16 protein-coding genes are annotated in these 16,507 nt (G+C 71.5%); 5 read left to right on the top strand and 11 right to left on the bottom strand.

All coding sequences use genetic code 11. The annotated features are described in order from the left end of the window. Positions 1-305 precede the first annotated feature (305 nt). Positions 306-1,979 (bottom strand): ribonuclease J, encoded by a 1,674-nt coding sequence (locus ABDZ66_RS09230; protein WP_343758063.1) that lies wholly within the window; start codon positions 1,977-1,979, stop codon positions 306-308. 240 nt (positions 1,980-2,219) lie between these two features. Between ABDZ66_RS09230 and ABDZ66_RS09225 the strand changes: the two genes are divergently transcribed. The 3 genes from ABDZ66_RS09225 to ABDZ66_RS09215 are packed head-to-tail and all read left to right on the top strand — an operon-like array spanning position 2,220 to position 5,610. Next, positions 2,220-2,885 (top strand): response regulator transcription factor, encoded by a 666-nt coding sequence (locus ABDZ66_RS09225; RefSeq protein ID WP_088248761.1) that lies wholly within the window; start codon positions 2,220-2,222, stop codon positions 2,883-2,885. An 8-nt stretch (positions 2,886-2,893) separates the two neighbouring features. Next, positions 2,894-5,161 carry a PAS domain-containing sensor histidine kinase gene (locus tag ABDZ66_RS09220; RefSeq protein WP_343758060.1) on the top strand — a complete coding sequence of 756 codons (2,268 nt, stop codon included), beginning with the start codon at positions 2,894-2,896 and terminating at the stop codon, positions 5,159-5,161. Further along, positions 5,158-5,610: a response regulator gene (locus ABDZ66_RS09215; protein WP_343758058.1), complete on the top strand. Its 453-nt coding sequence runs from the start codon at positions 5,158-5,160 to the stop codon at positions 5,608-5,610. The genes ABDZ66_RS09220 and ABDZ66_RS09215 overlap by 4 nt, the downstream gene beginning before the upstream one ends. 56 nt (positions 5,611-5,666) lie before the next feature. On the opposite strand, the gene ABDZ66_RS09210 is transcribed toward ABDZ66_RS09215, so the two are convergent. The 5 genes from ABDZ66_RS09210 to ABDZ66_RS09190 all read right to left on the bottom strand — a co-directional run bounded on the left by ABDZ66_RS09210 (position 5,667) and on the right by ABDZ66_RS09190 (position 8,865). After that, a complete protein-coding gene (locus ABDZ66_RS09210; protein ID WP_343758056.1) occupies positions 5,667-6,218 on the bottom strand; it encodes an HD domain-containing protein in 552 nt (183 codons plus the stop codon). A gap of 30 nt (positions 6,219-6,248) precedes the next feature. Further along, positions 6,249-6,806: an HNH endonuclease gene (locus tag ABDZ66_RS09205; protein ID WP_343758054.1), complete on the bottom strand. Its 558-nt coding sequence runs from the start codon at positions 6,804-6,806 to the stop codon at positions 6,249-6,251. 104 nt (positions 6,807-6,910) lie between these two features. Then, positions 6,911-7,594 carry a MarC family protein gene (locus ABDZ66_RS09200; protein ID WP_343758052.1) on the bottom strand — a complete coding sequence of 228 codons (684 nt, stop codon included), beginning with the start codon at positions 7,592-7,594 and terminating at the stop codon, positions 6,911-6,913. 64 nt (positions 7,595-7,658) lie between these two features. Next, positions 7,659-8,402, bottom strand: coding sequence for a hypothetical protein (locus ABDZ66_RS09195; RefSeq protein WP_343758050.1), 744 nt, complete (start codon positions 8,400-8,402; stop codon positions 7,659-7,661). A 67-nt stretch (positions 8,403-8,469) separates the two neighbouring features. Beyond that, on the bottom strand, positions 8,470-8,865 hold the full coding sequence (locus tag ABDZ66_RS09190; protein WP_343758048.1) for a Fur family transcriptional regulator: 396 nt from the start codon (positions 8,863-8,865) through the stop codon (positions 8,470-8,472). Between the two features lie 142 nt (positions 8,866-9,007). Between ABDZ66_RS09190 and ABDZ66_RS09185 the strand changes: the two genes are divergently transcribed. Together ABDZ66_RS09185 and ABDZ66_RS09180 are read left to right on the top strand one after the other, a co-directional pair. After that, positions 9,008-9,997, top strand: a complete 990-nt coding sequence (locus ABDZ66_RS09185; protein ID WP_343758046.1) for a biotin--[acetyl-CoA-carboxylase] ligase — start codon at positions 9,008-9,010, stop codon at positions 9,995-9,997. A 68-nt stretch (positions 9,998-10,065) separates the two neighbouring features. Further along, positions 10,066-10,650 (top strand): biotin transporter BioY, encoded by a 585-nt coding sequence (locus ABDZ66_RS09180; protein WP_343758043.1) that lies wholly within the window; start codon positions 10,066-10,068, stop codon positions 10,648-10,650. Positions 10,651-10,912: 262 nt separating this feature from the next. Here the strand turns inward: ABDZ66_RS09180 and recA are convergent, their stop codons facing one another. The 5 genes from recA to ilvA all read right to left on the bottom strand — a co-directional run bounded on the left by recA (position 10,913) and on the right by ilvA (position 16,432). Next, positions 10,913-11,977 (bottom strand): recombinase RecA, encoded by a 1,065-nt coding sequence (recA, locus tag ABDZ66_RS09175; RefSeq protein ID WP_343758041.1) that lies wholly within the window; start codon positions 11,975-11,977, stop codon positions 10,913-10,915. A 53-nt stretch (positions 11,978-12,030) separates the two neighbouring features. Continuing rightward, on the bottom strand, positions 12,031-12,966 hold the full coding sequence (thpR, locus tag ABDZ66_RS09170) for an RNA 2',3'-cyclic phosphodiesterase (RefSeq protein ID WP_343758038.1): 936 nt from the start codon (positions 12,964-12,966) through the stop codon (positions 12,031-12,033). Further along, on the bottom strand, positions 12,963-14,279 hold the full coding sequence (locus ABDZ66_RS09165; RefSeq protein ID WP_343758036.1) for a CinA family nicotinamide mononucleotide deamidase-related protein: 1,317 nt from the start codon (positions 14,277-14,279) through the stop codon (positions 12,963-12,965). The genes thpR and ABDZ66_RS09165 overlap by 4 nt, the downstream gene beginning before the upstream one ends. Before the next feature lie 148 nt (positions 14,280-14,427). Beyond that, positions 14,428-14,757: a four-helix bundle copper-binding protein gene (locus ABDZ66_RS09160; RefSeq protein ID WP_343758034.1), complete on the bottom strand. Its 330-nt coding sequence runs from the start codon at positions 14,755-14,757 to the stop codon at positions 14,428-14,430. Positions 14,758-14,884: 127 nt separating this feature from the next. Beyond that, the gene (gene ilvA / locus ABDZ66_RS09155) at positions 14,885-16,432 is read right to left on the bottom strand and encodes a threonine ammonia-lyase, biosynthetic (protein WP_343758151.1); all 1,548 of its coding nucleotides are present in this window, start codon (positions 16,430-16,432) and stop codon (positions 14,885-14,887) included. Positions 16,433-16,507: the final 75 nt, after the last annotated feature.

The following is a 16,507-nucleotide window of genomic DNA, read 5'->3' as shown; positions in this document are numbered from 1 at the left end:
GATTGACCTGCAGTCCCGCGGGGCCTCAACCCGGTGCGTGGGCGGGTGAGGGGCGAAACAGACGGAGTCCGTACCATACGGATTCCGTCTGTTCCGTTCACAACCCGGAACAGCACCGGGTTGCCAACTCCACGTCCGGAGGGGCGCCCAGCTCCCACTCTGCGGGGCAGCTCTGCGAGTCGCATCCGCTCGGATTGAATGGTTTTTGCAGCCCATTCAATCGGAGTCCGTATCAGGCGTCAGCGGCTCGGGGCAAACGACGTGGCCCCCGCCGACTGACAGGGGCCGCCGGAGAAGGTGGGCGTTCAGTCCACGAGCAGGGGGATCAGGACGGGGTTGCGGCCCGTGACCTTGCGCACGAAGCGCCGCACCGCGCCGTACATGTCGTCGCGCACGTCTTCGAGGCGTTTCTTCTCGCGCAGGCCCTGTTCGACGGCCTCCAGCGCGACCTTGCGGATCTGCCCGTCGAGTTCGCGGTTGGCGCGCACGAAGCCGCGCGACACGACCTCCACGTGCGGGGTGGGGTGCAGCACGGCCGTCATGATCAGGATGCCTTCCTGGCTCATGTTCACGCGGTCGAGCAGCACGTCGTCCCCGATGTCCCCGACACCCAGGCCGTCCACGTACACGGCTCCGGCCGGCACGGTGCCCGTGACCTTGAACTCGTCCTGGCTGAGGCGGATCACGTCGCCGTTCTTGGCGATCAGGGTGCGCTTGGGCGGGCGGGGGAGGGTCTGGGCGAGGCGGGCGTGGTTGATCTGGTGGCGGGGCTCACCGTGCCACGGCAGGAAGTACTTGGGCCGCGCGAGGTTCAGGACCGTGGCGAGTTCCTCCTGGCTGCCGTGCCCGGAGGCGTGCACCCGGTAGGTGGGGGGGTAGTACACGTCCACGCCGATCTCGTACAGGCGGTTGATGACGAGGTTCACGGCCTCCTCGTTGCCGGGGATGGGGTTGCTGCTCAGGATCACGCTGTCGCCGCGCCTGAGTGCGATCTTGGCGTGGTTCCCGAACGCCAGGCGCGACAGGACGCTCATGGGCTGACCCTGGCTGCCGGTGCAGACGTACAGCACCTGCTGGTCCTGCAGGCCGCCGACCTCGTCGTTCGTCAGGAACGGCTCGGGCAGCTGCATGTGCCCGAGGGTCTGGGCGACCTGCGCGTACTTGAGCATGGAGCGGCCTTCCATGACCACCCGGCGGCTCTGGCGGTGCGCGATGTTGATGACGTTCTGGATGCGGTGCACGTTCGACGCGAAGGTCGTCATGAACACGCGGCCCTTGATCCCGGCGATCAGGTCCTCGAGGTTGCGGGCGACCTCCGCCTCACTGACGGTGCGGCCCGGACGCTCGGCGTTGGTGGAGTCGCTGAGCAGCAGCAGCACGCCGTCCTTCCCGGCCTGCTCGATGCGGGCCAGGTCCGAGAGGTTGCCGTCGCTGGGTTCCTCGTCGAGTTTGAAGTCCCCGGTGTGCAGCACCACCCCGGCCGGCGTGGTCAGGATGTACCCGGCGTTGTCGGGAATCGAGTGGGTCATGCGGATGAACTCCACCTGGAAGTGCGTGCCGATGCGGACCCGGTCGGTCAGCTGCACCTCGCGCAGGTCCACCTCGCCGTCCTTGATGCCGAACTCGCTGAGTTTCTCGCGCACCAGGCCCAGCGTCAGGCCCGCGCCGTAGACCGGCACGCGCGGCAGGCGCGGGAGGATGTACGGCAGGCCGCCGATGTGGTCCTCGTGCCCGTGCGTGAGAATCCAGCCCTTGATCAGTCCGGCGTTCTGCTGCAGGTAGTCGATGCGCGGGATGATCAGGTCAATGCCCATCTGGTGGCTTTCCGGGAAGGCCAGGCCGGCGTCCACGACCATGATCTCGTCGCCGTACCGGTACGCGGTGATGTTCTTGCCGATCTCGCCCATCCCGCCGAGCGGAATGACTTCGAGGTGGGGGGCGCCCGTTTCGTTCGGGGCGGCTTTGCTGGGTTGTGTCATGGGAACTCCGGGTGCCTGTCGCGGTGGCGCGGGCGGGTTGTGTGAGACGGCGGGGCCTGGAATGCGGCCTGAGTGCGGGTCATGCGGTTGTGTCGCTCGGTCCCTCAGCGGGGCAGGGGCAGAGCGCGGTAGGTTCAACGTATCACACCGCCTCCGCGGCCCCCGCCGGGCCAGGGTGGGGCGGCAGCGTGAAGGGAGGCTCAGGACGGCCGGTCTTCATGAAGGGGTATCATCCTGTGCGTGAGCTCTCAACGCATTCTTGTCATCGAGGACGACCTGGATATCGCCAACGTCCTGCGCATGGACCTGACGGACGCCGGCTTTGAAGTGGAACACGCCGATTCGGCCATGAACGGCCTGATCAAGGCGCGTGAGGAGCAACCCACCCTGATCCTGCTCGACCTGGGCCTGCCGGACTTCGACGGCGGCGACGTCGTGCAGCGCCTGCGCAAGAACAGCGCCGTGCCGATCATCGTGCTGACCGCCCGCGACACCGTCGAGGAGAAGGTCCGCCTGCTGGGCCTGGGCGCCGACGACTACCTGATCAAACCCTTCCACCCGGACGAACTGCTGGCCCGCGTGAAGGTGCAGCTCCGGCAGCGCACCACCGAGAGCCTGACCATGGGCGACCTGACCCTGGACCCCCAGAAGCGCCTCGTGACCTACAAGGGCGACGAGCTGCGCCTCTCGCCCAAGGAGTTCGACATCCTGGCGCTGCTGATCCGCCAGCCGGGCCGCGTGTACTCCCGTCAGGAGATCGGCCAGGACATCTGGCAGGGCCGCCTGCCCGAGGGCAGCAACGTCGTGGACGTCCACATGGCCAACCTGCGTGCCAAGCTGCGGGACCTGGACGGCTACGGCCTGCTGCGCACCGTGCGTGGCGTCGGGTACGCCCTGCGCGGCTGATCGCCCGCGTGAACGAATTTCCCACGGCTGCCGGCCAGGACGCCGGTGCGCTGCTGGCGGCACTGCCCGACCCGGTCGCGTGGCTGGACCCGGCCGGGCAGTGGATACTGAACGCCGCCGCTGCGGCCCGCCTGGCCAACCTGAACGCCGGACGTGACTGGAGCGCGCTGTTCAGCGAGGAGAGCGCCCTGCAACTGCGGGAGGCGGTCGCCGTCGCCCGCGCGGGACAGACCACGCGGGTCACGGTGAAGGTCGTGGACACCGCGGCGCCGGGCCTGGTGACGGTCGCCCCGTCGGGCGGCGGGGTGCTGCTGCACCTGCACGTCGCCCGCGATCCGCTGGAGGTCGCGCTGGAACTCATGGACGGGCTGCACCTGGGCCTGACCGTGCAGGCCCCGGACAGCCGCATCCTGCTGGTCAACAGCGCCGCCCCGGACATCCTCGGCCTGAGTGCCGAGCAGCTGACCGGGCGGGACTCGCTCGACCCGCGCTGGCAGGCCATTCACCCGGACGGCCGTCCCTTTCCGGGCGACACCCACCCCTCGCGCGTGGCCCTGCAGACCGGGAAGGTCGTCCGGGACGTCCCGATGGGCATCTTCCACCCGCCCAGCGAGACGTGGCGGTGGCTTCAGGTGACGGCCATCCCGCGGCTGGTGGCCGGCACGGACGAACCCAAACAGGTCACGACCGTGTTCGCGGACGTCACGGAGCGCCACACGTTGCAGCGCGAGATGCAGCGAAGCGAGCAGCGTTTCCGCTCGCTGGTCGAGGCGACCTCGCAGATCGTCTGGGACGCCCGGCCCGACGGTAACTTCTTGCCCCCGCAGCCCGGCTGGGAGGCCTTCACGGGGCAGGCACCCCCGGAGTACGGCGGGGACGGCTGGTTCGCGGCCATTCACCCGGAGGACCGGGCCGGCACCGTGAACGACTGGCGACAGGCCGTGCAGACCGCGCAACCGTACCTGAGCGAGCACCGCCTGCGCCGCGCCGACGGCCAGTACGTGCCCATGCAGGCCCGCGCCGTGCCGGTCCGCGACGGGGACGGCCAGATCCGCGAGTGGGTCGGCACGCACACCGACATGAGCGCCGTGCGTGAGGCGCAGCAGGCGCTGATCGACCTGAACGCCGACCTCGAGCGGCGCGTGCAGGAACGCACCCTGGCCCTGGCGGACCTGACGCGCTTCAGCACCCTGCTGCTGACCGCCGCCGGGGAAGGCATCTTCGGGCTGGACCTGCGCGGCGTGACCACCTTCGCCAATCCGGCCGCGGCGCGCCTGCTGGGCTACAGCGTGGAACGCATGATCGGGCACAGCCAGCACGAGCTGGTGCACCACCACCACGCCGACGGCCGCGAGTACGCGCTGCGCGATTGCCCCATCCACCAGACCATCCGGGACGGCCAGACCCGCCGCGTGGAGCAGGACGTCATGTGGCACGCCCAGGGGCACGCCGTGCCGGTCGCGTACGTGGTCACGCCCACCCACGACGAGGCCGGACAGGTGAGCGGCGCGGTCGTCATGGTGCAGGACATCACGGAACGCGAGCGGGCCCAGGCGCGGCTGCGGGAACTGATCGAGAACCTCGAACGCAGCAACCAGGACCTCGAGCAGTTCGCGTACGTCGCCAGCCACGACCTGCAAGAACCCCTGCGGACCATCGGCAGTTACACCGAACTGCTCACCCGCCGTTACCAGGGGCAGCTTGACCCGCGCGCCGACCAGTACCTGCACTACATGCAAGACGCCGTGCTGCGCATGCGCAGCCTGATCCAGGACCTGCTGGGCTTCGCGCGGGTGGGCCGGCAGGACACGCCGCTGGAAAGCGTCCCGCTGGACGACCTGCTGCGCGCCGCCGAGCAGAACGTGCGCGGCACGCTGGACCAGGATCACGGCACCCTGGAATGGCACACCCCGGACCACGTGCTGGGCCAGCCGTCCCTGCTGATCCAGCTGCTCACCAACCTGATCAGCAACGGCCTGAAGTTCCGCGCGCCGGGCCGGGACGCGCGGGTGCGTGTCACCTCGCGCCGCGTGGGCGCGTTCGTTCAGGTCAGCGTGCAGGACAACGGGATCGGCATCGCGCCCGAGTACCACGCGCGGGTGTTCGACATCTTCCAGCGGCTGCACCGGCGCGAACAGTACGCCGGTAACGGTATGGGCCTCGCCATCTGCCGTAAAATCGTTGAGTTCCACGGCGGTCGCATCTGGCTTGACTCTGCCCCGGCCCAGGGCAGCACCTTCCACCTGACGCTGCCCGTGGCACCCACCCCACAATGACCCCAACTTCCATCCCTGAACCCATTGAAATTCTGCTGGTCGAGGACAACGAGCCGGACGTCCTGCTGACCCTCGAAGCCTTCGAGGACGCCCGCGTGCCCAACCGACTGCATGTCGCCCGTGACGGCGTGGAGGCCATGCGCTTCCTGAGGGGCGAGGGCGAGCACAGCGGCGCGCCCCGCCCGGACGTGATCCTGATGGACATCAACATGCCCCGCAAGACCGGACTGGAAGTGCTGGAGGAACTCAAGGCCGACCCGGACCTGCGCAGCATCCCGGTCGTGATGCTCACCACCAGCCAGGCGGACGACGACGTGCGCGCCTCCTACGAGCGGCACGCCAGCGGGTACGTGGTCAAACCCGTGGGCTTCGAGAACTTCCTGGGTGCCATGCGGGCCTTCGAGGCGTTCTGGCTGACCTTCGTGCGCTTCCCGCCGCGCCTGCCCTAGGGCGCCCCCGCTCCGCGCGGGTGGCGGGTTTGTGGCCGGGTCTACCGGGGGCCGGGTCAGGCCAGTTCGGGTGCGGGCGCGGCCTCCTGCAGCGCCCGCAGCACCCGCTCCATGTGCTCGTCCAGCGGCACGCCCAGCTCGCGGGCACCCTGCTCGACCTCGTCGCGGTTGACGCCCGCCGCAAAAGCGCGGTTCTTGAAGCGCTTCTTCAGGCTGCTCAGTTCCACCTGCCGCACGTCCCGGTCCGGGCGGACGAGCGCGGCCGCCTGCACCAGCCCGGTCAGTTCATCCACCGCGAACAGCGTCTTCGAGAGCCGGGACTCGCGCGGCGTCCCGGTGTACGCCGCGTGCCCCATGATCGCGTCCAGCACGGCGGGCGGCGTGTCCGTGTGCTCGCGCAGGAACGCCACGCCCCAGGTCGGGTGCTCCTCCGGGTGCAGCTCGTAATCGAAGTCATGCAGCAGGCCCGCCACCGCGTACAGTTCCTCGTCCTCGCCCCAGTGACGGGCGTAGGCCCGCATGGCCGCCTCCACGTTCAGCATGTGCCGCCGCAGCGACCCGGACGGAGTGTGCTGCTGCATCAACGCGTACGCCTGATCACGGTTCATACGGCAGTCTAGCGGCCAGAGGGGCCGGCGTCAGCCGCCCAGGTAGCGGCTCCACTGCGGCTGCCAGTGCGCGAACTGCCCGTGGGCGTACACCCCGAAGGTCGGGGCGCGCGGGCGGGTGCGCAGGGGCATGGCGGCCTCCTCGGGGGTGCGGTTGCCCTTGCGCTGGTTGCAGGCGCGGCAGGCGGTCGTGACGTTCTCCCAGGTGTGCCGCCCGCCACGCGAACGCGGCATGACGTGATCCAGCGTGAGTTCCTCGGCCGACCCGCAGTACTGGCAGGTGAAGGTGTCGCGGCGCAGCACGTTGCGGCGGTTGAACGGCACCGGATGCACGCGCGGGCGGCGCACGTAGCGGCGCAGGCGGATCACGCTGGGCACGCACATGACCGTGCTGGGCGAGCGGACCACGTCCGCACTGTCCTCCAGAATCTCCGCCACGCCGTACTGCACGAGCGTGATGGCCCGCTTGGCACTCGTGACGTGCAGCGGCTCGTACGACGCGTTCAGCACCAGCACGCGCGGCGCGTTCAGGTCGGCCGCGATACGGGGTATTCGGGTGTCTTCCTGCACGTCCTTTCTGGAGGTCATGCACGGCATTCTAAGGTGCGGCCGTCAGGTGAATGTTGCGCTGGGACGCTTAGTGATCCGTCTCACACCCTGCGGCGAATGGCCTAGCGGGAGGCGCGGGCCGCTCAGGTCAGCCAGGGCAGCGTGCCGGGCAGCCACCCGGTCTTCAGGCCCCCGCGGATCAGTTCCAGGGTGCCGTCCGCGACGTACTGCACGGCCAGCGCGCCCAGCAGCACGCCCAGCACGCGCGTGACCACGTGCACGCCGGTCAGGCCGATCACCCGCGCGATCTGCCCGGACAGGCGCAGCGCCAGGTAACACAGCAGCAGCACGGCGGCCGTCACCAGGAACACGGCCGTCAGCAGCAGTGGCGAGCCGTGCGCGTCCGCCGCCAGGATCATGATGCTCGCCAGCGTGCCGGGCCCCGCGATCAGCGGGATCGCCAGCGGGAACACGCTGATGTCCTCACGCTCGTGCGCTTCCTGCTCCTCCTCGGCGGTTTCCTTGCTGCCGCTGGGCCGCGCGAACACCATGTCCAGCGCGATCAGGAACAGCAGGATGCCGCCCGCGATGCGGAAGGAACTGAGGCTGATGCCCAGGTGCTCCAGCAGCGCCCGGCCGAACAGCCCGAACAGCAGGATGATCACCCCCGCCACCAGACACGCCTTGAGGGCCACGCGCCGCCGCTCGAAACTGGGGCGGTTCCCGGCCAGCCCGATGAAGATGGGGGCCAGGCCCACCGGGTCCATCACGACCAGCATCGTCAGGAACGTCTGAAGGGCAATGCTGGAAAGTTCCGTCACGTTCACCGGACGAGCGTACCATCCGCCGCCCGCCGCGCCCCACCCCCCGCCGAGCGGCGCCGCGCCGGGATCAGGGGCGCGCGGCGGGGGTCCGGGTCGGGCGCGGCGCGGGCCGCACGTTCAGTTCCAGCGTGCCGGTCGCCTCGGCCGTCTGCCCGTCGCGGACGGTGCGCGCCCCGATGCCGACGGTGTACGTGTTCGCGGGCGTCGCGGCCGACACCGTGACCCGCACCGGGAAGGCCTCGCCCACGCGGACCCGGGTGCGGCCCGGCGTGACCGTCACGCCCGGCGCGCTGCTCTGGACCTGCACCGTGAACACGCCCGGATGCGTCTGCGGCGTGTACCCGCCCACGCGCGCGCTGAGCGTCACGGCCGACCCGGCCTCCAGCGCCACGCTGCTCACGCTGCCGCCCGCGCGGCCGTCCACAGCCGGGCGGGAGACGACCACGTACCCGCCGGCGCACCCGCTGCGGCGTAACTGGCCGATGTCCTGCGCGCCCACGTACAGCGCCGGCAGCAGCGAGGCCACGACCAGGCCCAGGCCCAGCGCCGCGCGGCGCGGCCGCCGCCAGTTCGCGGCGGTCAGGGCCAGCCCGCCGGGTCCCAGCAGCAGCGGGATCAGCAGGGCCAGCAGCGTGCGGCCCTCGCAGGGTCCCCCCAGCAGCGCGCCGCCCACGGCCCGCACCGCGAAGGTCAGCGCGACGCCCGCCCCCCAGCCCAGCAGGAACGGCGGCAGGAAGGTCGGCAGGCGGTAGGTGGGGAACTCCCGCACGTCAGGCTGCACTTCGGGAGCGGGGGGCGGGACGGGCTTCATACCCGGCAGAGTACCGCCCGCCGGCCGGGACGAAGCGCCCGGCGGGCCGGTCTGCCCGGAGTTCGTATCAGGCGGAGTCCGGCTGGCAGGTGGGGCACACGCCCAGGAATTCCAGGCGGACGTCCGTCACCTGGAAGCCGGCGGGGAGGGCCGAGGCGGGCAGGCTGGGGACCACGGCGGCGTCCACGTCGAAGATCGCGCCGCAGGCCCGGCACACCGCGTGGTGATGGGCGTCACCCTCGTGCTTGTAGTCGTAGCGGGTGGCCTGCCCGGCGCGTTCGAGCGTGACGACCACGCCGTCGCGGACCAGGGCGTCCAGCGTGCGGTACACGGTGCCCAGGCTCACGCTGGGCAGCTGCCCGCGCACCTGCGCGTGAATCCACGCGGCGTCCGGGTGGGACCGCGCGGTCCGCAGGACCTCGATCACCGCCGCGCGCTGCTTGGTCTGCCGCACCATCGTCATGCGGGCAGTCTAGCAAATGCACCCTGACGCGCCCATGACGCGGGGAACAAAGCCTGCGGCCGCGCGTCCGGGAAGCCACGGCCGCCTTCTCTGAACCCGGTTCATTGCCTTCGTTCAGCAAAGCGCGTAGAACACTGAACGAATGCCCGAGCGCCTGCTGCCCCTCCTGACCGACCACCCCCGTACGGGGGACGCCCTCGGGCAGTCGCTCGGCGTGAACCGCGTCACCGTGAACACCCTCGCCCGCCGCCTGATCGACAGCGGCGTGCCCGTGCAGGTCACCCGCAGCGGCTACGCCCTGCCGGCCGGGACGCCCGCCCCGCAACTCACGGTGCGCGGCGGCACCCTGGGACAGGCCATGCGCTACCACGGCACCGTGACCAGCACCCAGGACGAACTGCGCGCCTGGGCCGACCACCCACAGCAGCCCGCCCCGCACGGCGCGGTCATGGTCGCCGAACGCCAGACCGCCGGGCGCGGCCGGCGCGGCCGCAGCTGGGACACCACCCACGGCACCCTGGTCTTCAGCGTCCTGCTGACCCGCAGTCCACGCGGCGGCCCCCTGACCCTCGCGGACCTGCCGCTGATGCCGCTGGCCGCCGGAGTTGCCGTGCAGCGCGCCGCCGGGGTGGGCGGCCTGAAATGGCCGAACGACCTGCTCGCCCCGAACGGCCGTAAACTTGCCGGCATCCTGCTGGAAGCCGACCTGCGCGGCGAGGAGGCCCGCCGCGTCGTGCTGGGCATCGGCATCAACGTCACGGCCGCCCCGCAGGACGCCGCTCACCTCGCGGCCCTGCGCGCGCCGGGTACGCCGCACCCCACCCGCGCCGCCCTGCTCGGCACCCTGCTCGGCGAACTGGAGCGCTGGCTGGCCGCGCCCGCCCCCGACATCCTGAACGCGTGGCGCGCCGCGAACGTCACCCTGGGCCGGCCCGTCCTGATCCACACGCACGCCGGCCCGCTCGAGGGCGTCGCCGCCGACCTGGACGCCCAGGGCAGCCTGATCGTCCACACGGCGCAGGGGCCGCGCACCGTCAGCGCCGGGGACGTGCAGCTGATCGGCAGCCTCGGCCCGGAGGCTCCCCCTCCGGCGGCCGACGTGCCGGAAGGGGGCAGCGGCCCGGCCCCCTGAGCAGTCACCCTGAGCGGCCACCCGGCCGGACCGCTGATCACCCACCCCCACCGCAAGGAGAGACCACCATGACCATGACCCACCCCACCCTGGCCCGCCAGCTTGCCCCCACCCCCAGCCTCGTGCGCGACGTGCTGCTCGTCACGGGCGGCGCCGTGTTCGTCGCGCTGCTCGCCCAGGCGGAAGTGCCGCTGAAACCCGTCCCGCTGACCCTGCAGACGCTGGGCGTGCTGCTGGTCGGCGCGGCCCTCGGCTGGAAGCGCGCCCTGGCCGCCCTGGCCGTGTACGTCGCGGCGGGCGCGGCGGGCCTGCCCGTGTACGCGGGCGGATCGGCCGGCCTGATGAACGCCGCAGGCACTGGCCTGCGCGCCAGCGTCGGCTACCTCTTCAGCTACCCGCTGGCCGCCGCGCTGGTCGGCTTCCTGGTGGAACGCTACGGCCTGGACCGGCGGTTCCTGGGCACCTGCCTCGCCATGCTGGCCGGCAGCGTCGTCATCTACGCCGTGGGCCTCCCGGTTCTCGGCGCCCTGACCGGTCTGCGGGGCGGCGCGCTGCTGACCGCCGGACTGACCCCCTTCCTGATCGGCGACACCATCAAGCTGCTGCTGGCCGCGCTGCTGCTGCCCACCGTCTGGAACCTCAGCCGCCGTTAACCCGCAGGACGGCGTGCAACGAGCCCCCCACCTTCACCCGGGTGGGGGGCTCTGACCTTGGGTGTGGGTTGTCGATGTCTCCCACGCGGAAACCCCACCCCGAAGCCTGTCCCCAGTCTGCGCCGGGCGGCACGCACGCGGCGTCCGCCGAAAGAGGGACGGCCGGGTAAGCCAGGTGGCCGGCACCCGGCACGAACAGGGGGCCATGAAACGGGGGAGAGGCTCACCGGCCCCTCCCCCCCTCACCTTTCGACCCTCACCTTCACTCGGCGATGGGTTTGGTGGGCAGTTCCGGGGCGTTCCCGGTGCGGATGGCGGTCAGGACGCGCTCGCGGATCTCGGCTTCCATCTCGGGGCGCTCGGCGATGTACGCGATGGCCTTTTCCTTGCCCTGGCCGATGCGTTCGTCGCCGTACGAGTAGAAGCTGCCGGCCTTCTTGATGATGTCCATGTCGCTGGCAAGCGTGACGAGGTCGCTGAGCTGGTCGAAGCCCTTGCCGTACACCAGCGCCAGTTCGACTTCCTTGAAGGGCGCGGCGACCTTGTTCTTCACGGTCTTGACCTTCACGGTGTTCGCGACGGCGTCGTTCCCGACCTTGATGGGCTGCCCGATCTTGCGGACGTCCAGGCGCACGGAGGCGTAGAACTTCAGGGCGCGGCCGCCGGTGGTGGTTTCCGGGTTGCCGTACATCACGCCGATCTTCTCGCGGACCTGGTTGATGAAGATGGCGGCGGTGTTCGTCTTGCTGAGAATCCCGGTGAGTTTCCGCAGCGCCTGGCTCATGAGGCGGGCCTGCAGGCCGGGGAGGCTGTCGCCCATCTCCCCCTCGATCTCGGCGCGGGGGGTCAGGGCGGCGACCGAGTCGACCACCACGATGTCCACGGCGCCGCTGCGGACGAGCAGTTCCATGATCTCCAGCGCCTGCTCGCCGTTGTCGGGCTGCGCGACGAGCAGCTCGTCGGTGTTCACGCCGAGCGCGCGGGCGTACACCGGGTCCAGGGCGTGTTCGGCGTCGATGAACGCGGCGGTGCCGCCGGCCTTCTGCGACTGCGCGATGATGCTCAGGGCCAGGGTGGTCTTGCCGCCGCTTTCCGGGCCGTAGATCTCGGTGACGCGGCCCTTGGGGATGCCGCCCACGCCGAGCGCGAGGTCGAGGCTGAGGCTGCCGGTGCTGATGGTCTGCACGTCGAGTTTGCTCTCGGCGCCGAGTTTCATGATGCTGCCCTTGCCGAACGCTTTCTCGATCTGGCTCATGGCGGTGTCGATGGCCTTGGCGCGTTCCTTGGCGTCGGTGGGGGCGGCGGTGATGTCTTTTTCCTTGCTCATGGAGTCTCCTTGCCCGCTCTGGCCCTCCTGGGGCCGGCCGGGGGTCGTGGCGCTTACTGCGGGTCGGTGACGGCCGGGGTGGCCGGTGGGGTGTCGCTGCGGTGAACCTCGGTGCTGAGGTCGGTGTCTGGAAGCGTGGCGTCGGCCCCGGTGGGAAGCGGCGCGCGGAAGCGGAAGCTGCTGGCGGTCTCGTGGATGGGGCCGGTCTTACGCAGGATGCTGCGGTACAGGACCGCGCCGCCGGCCTGCCATCCGTGCGTGAAGGTCAGGGGCGGCACGCGCGGCGCCGGGCCCTTCTTGCGCGCCAGGGTGATGTGCCCCTTGAACGGCTGATCGTCGGTCTCCAGGCCCAGCGCGTGAATGCCGTCCCGCAGCGCCTGCGCCAGTTCCGGCAGGCCCTCGGCCTCCACCTTCACGAACCACACGCGGGGGCTGCCCTCGTTCGGGTAGTAGCCGGTGCCGCGCAGACTGACCTGCATGGGGGCGAGGTCCTGCATGAGCGTGACGCCCAGGCGTTTGAGGTCGTCCACGCGGTCGGCCGGCACGGCCGGCAGGTACGCCAGGGTCACGTGCAGCTGGTCGGGGTCCACGCGGCGCCAGTTGCCGCGCAGTTTGCGCTGCGCTTCCCGCAGCGGCCCGACGAGGTTGGCGGGAACCTTCAGCGCGAAGAACAGGCGCTGCGTGCCGGCCGGCTGATGCCCGTCGTCACGGCTGGGGCGGCTGCCGTCGCGGCTGCCCGCCGCCTTCGCGGGGCGGGGCTCCGGGCGACCGGCAGGCCGGGCCGCTTTCGCGCCCGGGCGCCCGCCGGACGGACCCCGGCTGCCTGCACCCCTGCCGGCCGCGGCCTCGGCGGGGGCGGCCTTGCCGGCCGGGCGGTCATGGCGCGGCGCGGCGGCCTGCGCCTCGCTGACGGCGCGCCGCAGCGCACCGGGTTCGCTGGCCGGGGTGGGGACGGGTCGGGGTGGGCGGGTGGTCTTCTTGATCTTCATGCGGTCCTTCCTTCGGGCCGCTGTTCGGGGGCCGGGGCGGTGCGGGGCTGGGGGGCGGGCGTGCGGGGCTCGGGAGGGGTGGAGGGGGGGCTGGTGGGGGCGCTGAGGGCCGCGCGCAGCAGCGACAGGGCGCTCACGGCGGCGCGTTCCCGCACCTGCGCGGCGTCACCGGGCCAGTCGAGGCCCAGGGTGCGTTCGAGCGGAGGGCCGCCGGGCTGCGGGACGTTCAGGCCCACGAAGGCCTGCCCGGCCCGCTCGCCGGTCGTGGCGACGACCACCGCGAGGCCCACGTCGGCCCCCAGGTGCTCGCGCGCCCCGGCGGCGAGTTCGCGGGCGGCCTGCTCGCTGACGAGGCCCTGGTCCCGCAGCGTGACGGGCGTCAGGCCCAGCGTGATCAGCCGCGCGTGGTCCTGCGTGACGGCGGCGTCCAGGAAGCCCGGCTGGTCGGCCAGCAGCGTGCAGAGGGTCCCGGCGCTGCCGGCCTCGATGACGCCCAGCGTGCGGCCCTGCAGCGCTCCCTGCGCGGCCCCGGCGAGGGTCTGGTCGTCCTCGCCCCAGGTCCAGCGGGCCAGCAGTTCACGGACGCGCTGCCGGACCGGGTGCAGCAGCGCGGCCGCCTGATCGCGGTCCGGGGCGCTGGCGGCCACGCGCACGTCCACGCCGGTCGCGCGGGCGTACGTGGCGACGCTGGGGTTCGCCTGCCGGGTCAGGTCGCCCAGCAGTTCGGCGACCGCGCTCTCGCCGAGGCCCTGGGTGTGGAGGGTGGTGTGCTCGAGCGCCGCTGTGGGCAGCGGCAGGCGCGGCAGCACCTGCTCGCGCCACATGCGCCGCATCTCGCGGGGCGGGCCGGGCAGCGCGACCAGCAGTTTCGGCGTGCCGCCGCGCGTGGTCCGCACGAACCAGCCGGGCGCGGTGCCGACCGGGTTGGGCAGGGCCTCGGCGCTGGGGATCAGCCACGCCTGCTTGCGGTTGATCTCGGGCATGGCGCGCCCGCGGGATTCGAACAGGCCGCGCAGGTGCGCGAGCTGCGTGGCGTCCTCGGTGGGGGTCTCGTTCAGGGCGGCGGCGATGGCCTCGCGGGTCAGGTCGTCGTCGGTGGGGCCCAGGCCGCCGCCCAGGATGATCAGGTCGGCGCGGCCGAGTGCGGTCTGCACGGCGTCCGTCAGGCGCGTGAGGTTGTCTCCCAGCACGGTCTTGCGGTGCAGGGTGACGCCGCGCGCCCCGAGTTCACGGGCGAGGAACGCGGCGTTGCTGTCGACGATCTCGCCGAACAGCAGTTCCGTGCCCACGCTGATAATTTCTGCTAGAAGCATAACAACCTCGGTGTAGTATAGGCCAAAGCGAAACGTACGTCCAGTGAATCACGGGACGTACGCACAGGGCAGGGAGGCGTCATCCATCCAGTCTACCCCCCGGACCCGGACCCCCCGGACCACTCACTTTCCCTCACGGATACGGCGTTCAGGCCGCCAGTTTCCGGCAGGCCGCCTCGCAGCGGCGGCAGGCCTCGGCGCAGCGCTGGCAGTGATCATGACGGTGCTGCCCGCACTCGGCGGCGCAGGCCGCGCAGGCCCCGGCGCACAGCGCACACACCTGCGCGTGCAGGTCGCTGCCCCGCATCAGCAGCCGCGCCGTGACGGCGCACACGTCCGCGCAGTCCCGGTCCAGCCGGATACAGCCGCGCATCATGTCGATCTCCGGCTCCGACAGGCACGCCGAGGCGCACTCCTCGCACGCCGTCACGCACGCCAGACAGGCCTCGATGCACTCCCGGATCAGCCGATCATTCATGCCCCACCGTCCCACACCACCCCCGGCGCGGCGTGGGAATTCACTTCAGACCCACTTGAGTCCCCGTGAAGCGGCCGTTCATCAGGGCCGCCCCGCGCCGCCCGCAAGGCCAACCCCGGCACCACGCTCAGGTCAGGAACAGCCGGTACGCGGCGTTCCCGGTCATCTCGTCGGCCGGGTACCCCACCCCCGCCAGGAACGCCGCGAACGCCGCCTCGTCCCCCGCCGGAACCTGCAGTCCCGCCAGCACCCGCCCGTGCGCCGACCCGTGATTGCGGTAGTGGAACAGGCTGATGTTCCAGCGCCCGTGCAGGTGCGTCAGGAACTCCAGCAGCGCCCCGGGCCGCTCCGGGAACGTGAACGAGAACACCCGCTCGCCCGCCGCCTCCGGCGCGCGCCCCCCCACCATGTGCCGCACGTGAACCTTGGCCAGCTCGTCCTGCGTCAGGTCCGTCACCGCGTACCCCAGCGCCACGAGTTCGGCCACCAGCGCCGCCCGCTGCGCCGCGCGGGCCAGCTGCACACCCACGAAGATCTGCGCCTGCGCGCGCGGCGCGTACCGGTAGTTGAACTCCGTCACGGCCCGCGCCCCGATCACCTCGATGAACTCCCGGAACGCGCCGGGCCGCTCGGGAATGGTGACGGCCAGGATCGCCTCACGCTGCTCGCCGATCTCGGCGCGTTCCGCCACGTGCCGCAGGCGGTCGAAGTTCACGTTCGCGCCGCAGGTGAGCGCCACGAGCGTCTCGCCGGTCACGCCCCGCTCCTCCACGAAGCGTTTCAGGCCCGCCACCGCCAGCGCCCCGGCCGGTTCCATCACGGCCCGCGTGTCGTCGAACACGTCCTTGATGGCCGCGCACACCTCGTCGGTGTTCACGCGCACCCAGTCGTCCACGTAGCGGCGCGTCAGGTCGAAGGTGAAGGCCCCCACCTGCTTGACCGCCACGCCGTCCACGAAGATGCCCACCGTGTCCAGCCGCACCCGCTCGCCGGCCTGCACGGACTGGAACATGGCGTCACTGTCCTCGGGCTCCACCCCCACCACCCGGATGTCCGGCCGCAAGGCCTTGAGGACGCCCGCCACGCCCGCGATCAGGCCCCCGCCGCCCACCGGCACGAACACCGTCAGCGGCCCCTCGGCCTCGACCTGCCGCAGCAGTTCCAGCGCCACCGTGCCCTGCCCGGCCAGCACCAGCGGGTCGTCGTACGGATGCACGAAGGTCAGGGCCAGTTCCCGCTGCAGGGCGAAGGCGTGCGCCTCGGCGTCGCTGAAACTGTCGCCGAACAGCACGACCTCCGCGCCCCGCGCCCGGCAGGCCCCCACCTTGATCTCCGGGGTGGTCGCGGGCATCACGATCACCGCCCGCACCCCCAGCTTCTGCGCCGCGAACGCCACGCCCTGCGCGTGATTGCCCGCCGACGCGCAGATCACGCCCCGGGCGCGTTCCTCCGCCGTCAGCTGCGCCATCCGGTTGTAAGCGCCCCGCAACTTGAACGAGAAGATCGGCTGCAGGTCCTCCCGCTTCAGCAGCACCCGGTTGCCCACGCGGCCACTCAGCAGCGGCGTCTCGCTGACCGGCGTCTCGATGGCCGCGCCGTACACCTTGCTCGTCAGTGCCAGCCGCAGCACGTCCATCGCGTCCATCTCACCCGGTTTGAACTCCCTGACCTGCATCACCACGCATCACCCCTTCCTCGACTCGAACGAAAAACCCCCACCGGCAGCGGGTGGGGGACGATTGGCAGCGCG

This window comes from Deinococcus depolymerans (genome assembly GCF_039522025.1).
Classification (GTDB): domain Bacteria; phylum Deinococcota; class Deinococci; order Deinococcales; family Deinococcaceae; genus Deinococcus; species Deinococcus depolymerans.
Note: the sequence above shows the minus strand (reverse complement) of the source record. Positions and strands in the feature narration are given on the sequence as shown.

What these genes read in the sequence shown, in the direction of transcription:
- ABDZ66_RS09230 (WP_343758063.1), bottom strand. Translation starts at nt 1,979, where the DNA reads ATGACACAACCCAGCAAAGCCGCCCCGAACGAAACGGGCGCCCCCCAC.
- ABDZ66_RS09215 (WP_343758058.1), top strand. Translation starts at nt 5,158, where the DNA reads ATGACCCCAACTTCCATCCCTGAACCCATTGAAATTCTGCTGGTCGAG.
- ABDZ66_RS09210 (WP_343758056.1), bottom strand. Translation starts at nt 6,218, where the DNA reads ATGAACCGTGATCAGGCGTACGCGTTGATGCAGCAGCACACTCCGTCC.
- ABDZ66_RS09205 (WP_343758054.1), bottom strand. Translation starts at nt 6,806, where the DNA reads ATGACCTCCAGAAAGGACGTGCAGGAAGACACCCGAATACCCCGTATC.
- ABDZ66_RS09195 (WP_343758050.1), bottom strand. Translation starts at nt 8,402, where the DNA reads ATGAAGCCCGTCCCGCCCCCCGCTCCCGAAGTGCAGCCTGACGTGCGG.
- ABDZ66_RS09190 (WP_343758048.1), bottom strand. Translation starts at nt 8,865, where the DNA reads ATGACGATGGTGCGGCAGACCAAGCAGCGCGCGGCGGTGATCGAGGTC.
- ABDZ66_RS09185 (WP_343758046.1), top strand. Translation starts at nt 9,008, where the DNA reads ATGCCCGAGCGCCTGCTGCCCCTCCTGACCGACCACCCCCGTACGGGG.
- ABDZ66_RS09180 (WP_343758043.1), top strand. Translation starts at nt 10,066, where the DNA reads ATGACCATGACCCACCCCACCCTGGCCCGCCAGCTTGCCCCCACCCCC.
- recA (WP_343758041.1), bottom strand. Translation starts at nt 11,977, where the DNA reads ATGAGCAAGGAAAAAGACATCACCGCCGCCCCCACCGACGCCAAGGAA.
- thpR (WP_343758038.1), bottom strand. Translation starts at nt 12,966, where the DNA reads ATGAAGATCAAGAAGACCACCCGCCCACCCCGACCCGTCCCCACCCCG.
- ABDZ66_RS09165 (WP_343758036.1), bottom strand. Translation starts at nt 14,279, where the DNA reads ATGCTTCTAGCAGAAATTATCAGCGTGGGCACGGAACTGCTGTTCGGC.
- ABDZ66_RS09160 (WP_343758034.1), bottom strand. Translation starts at nt 14,757, where the DNA reads ATGAATGATCGGCTGATCCGGGAGTGCATCGAGGCCTGTCTGGCGTGC.
- ilvA (WP_343758151.1), bottom strand. Translation starts at nt 16,432, where the DNA reads ATGCAGGTCAGGGAGTTCAAACCGGGTGAGATGGACGCGATGGACGTG.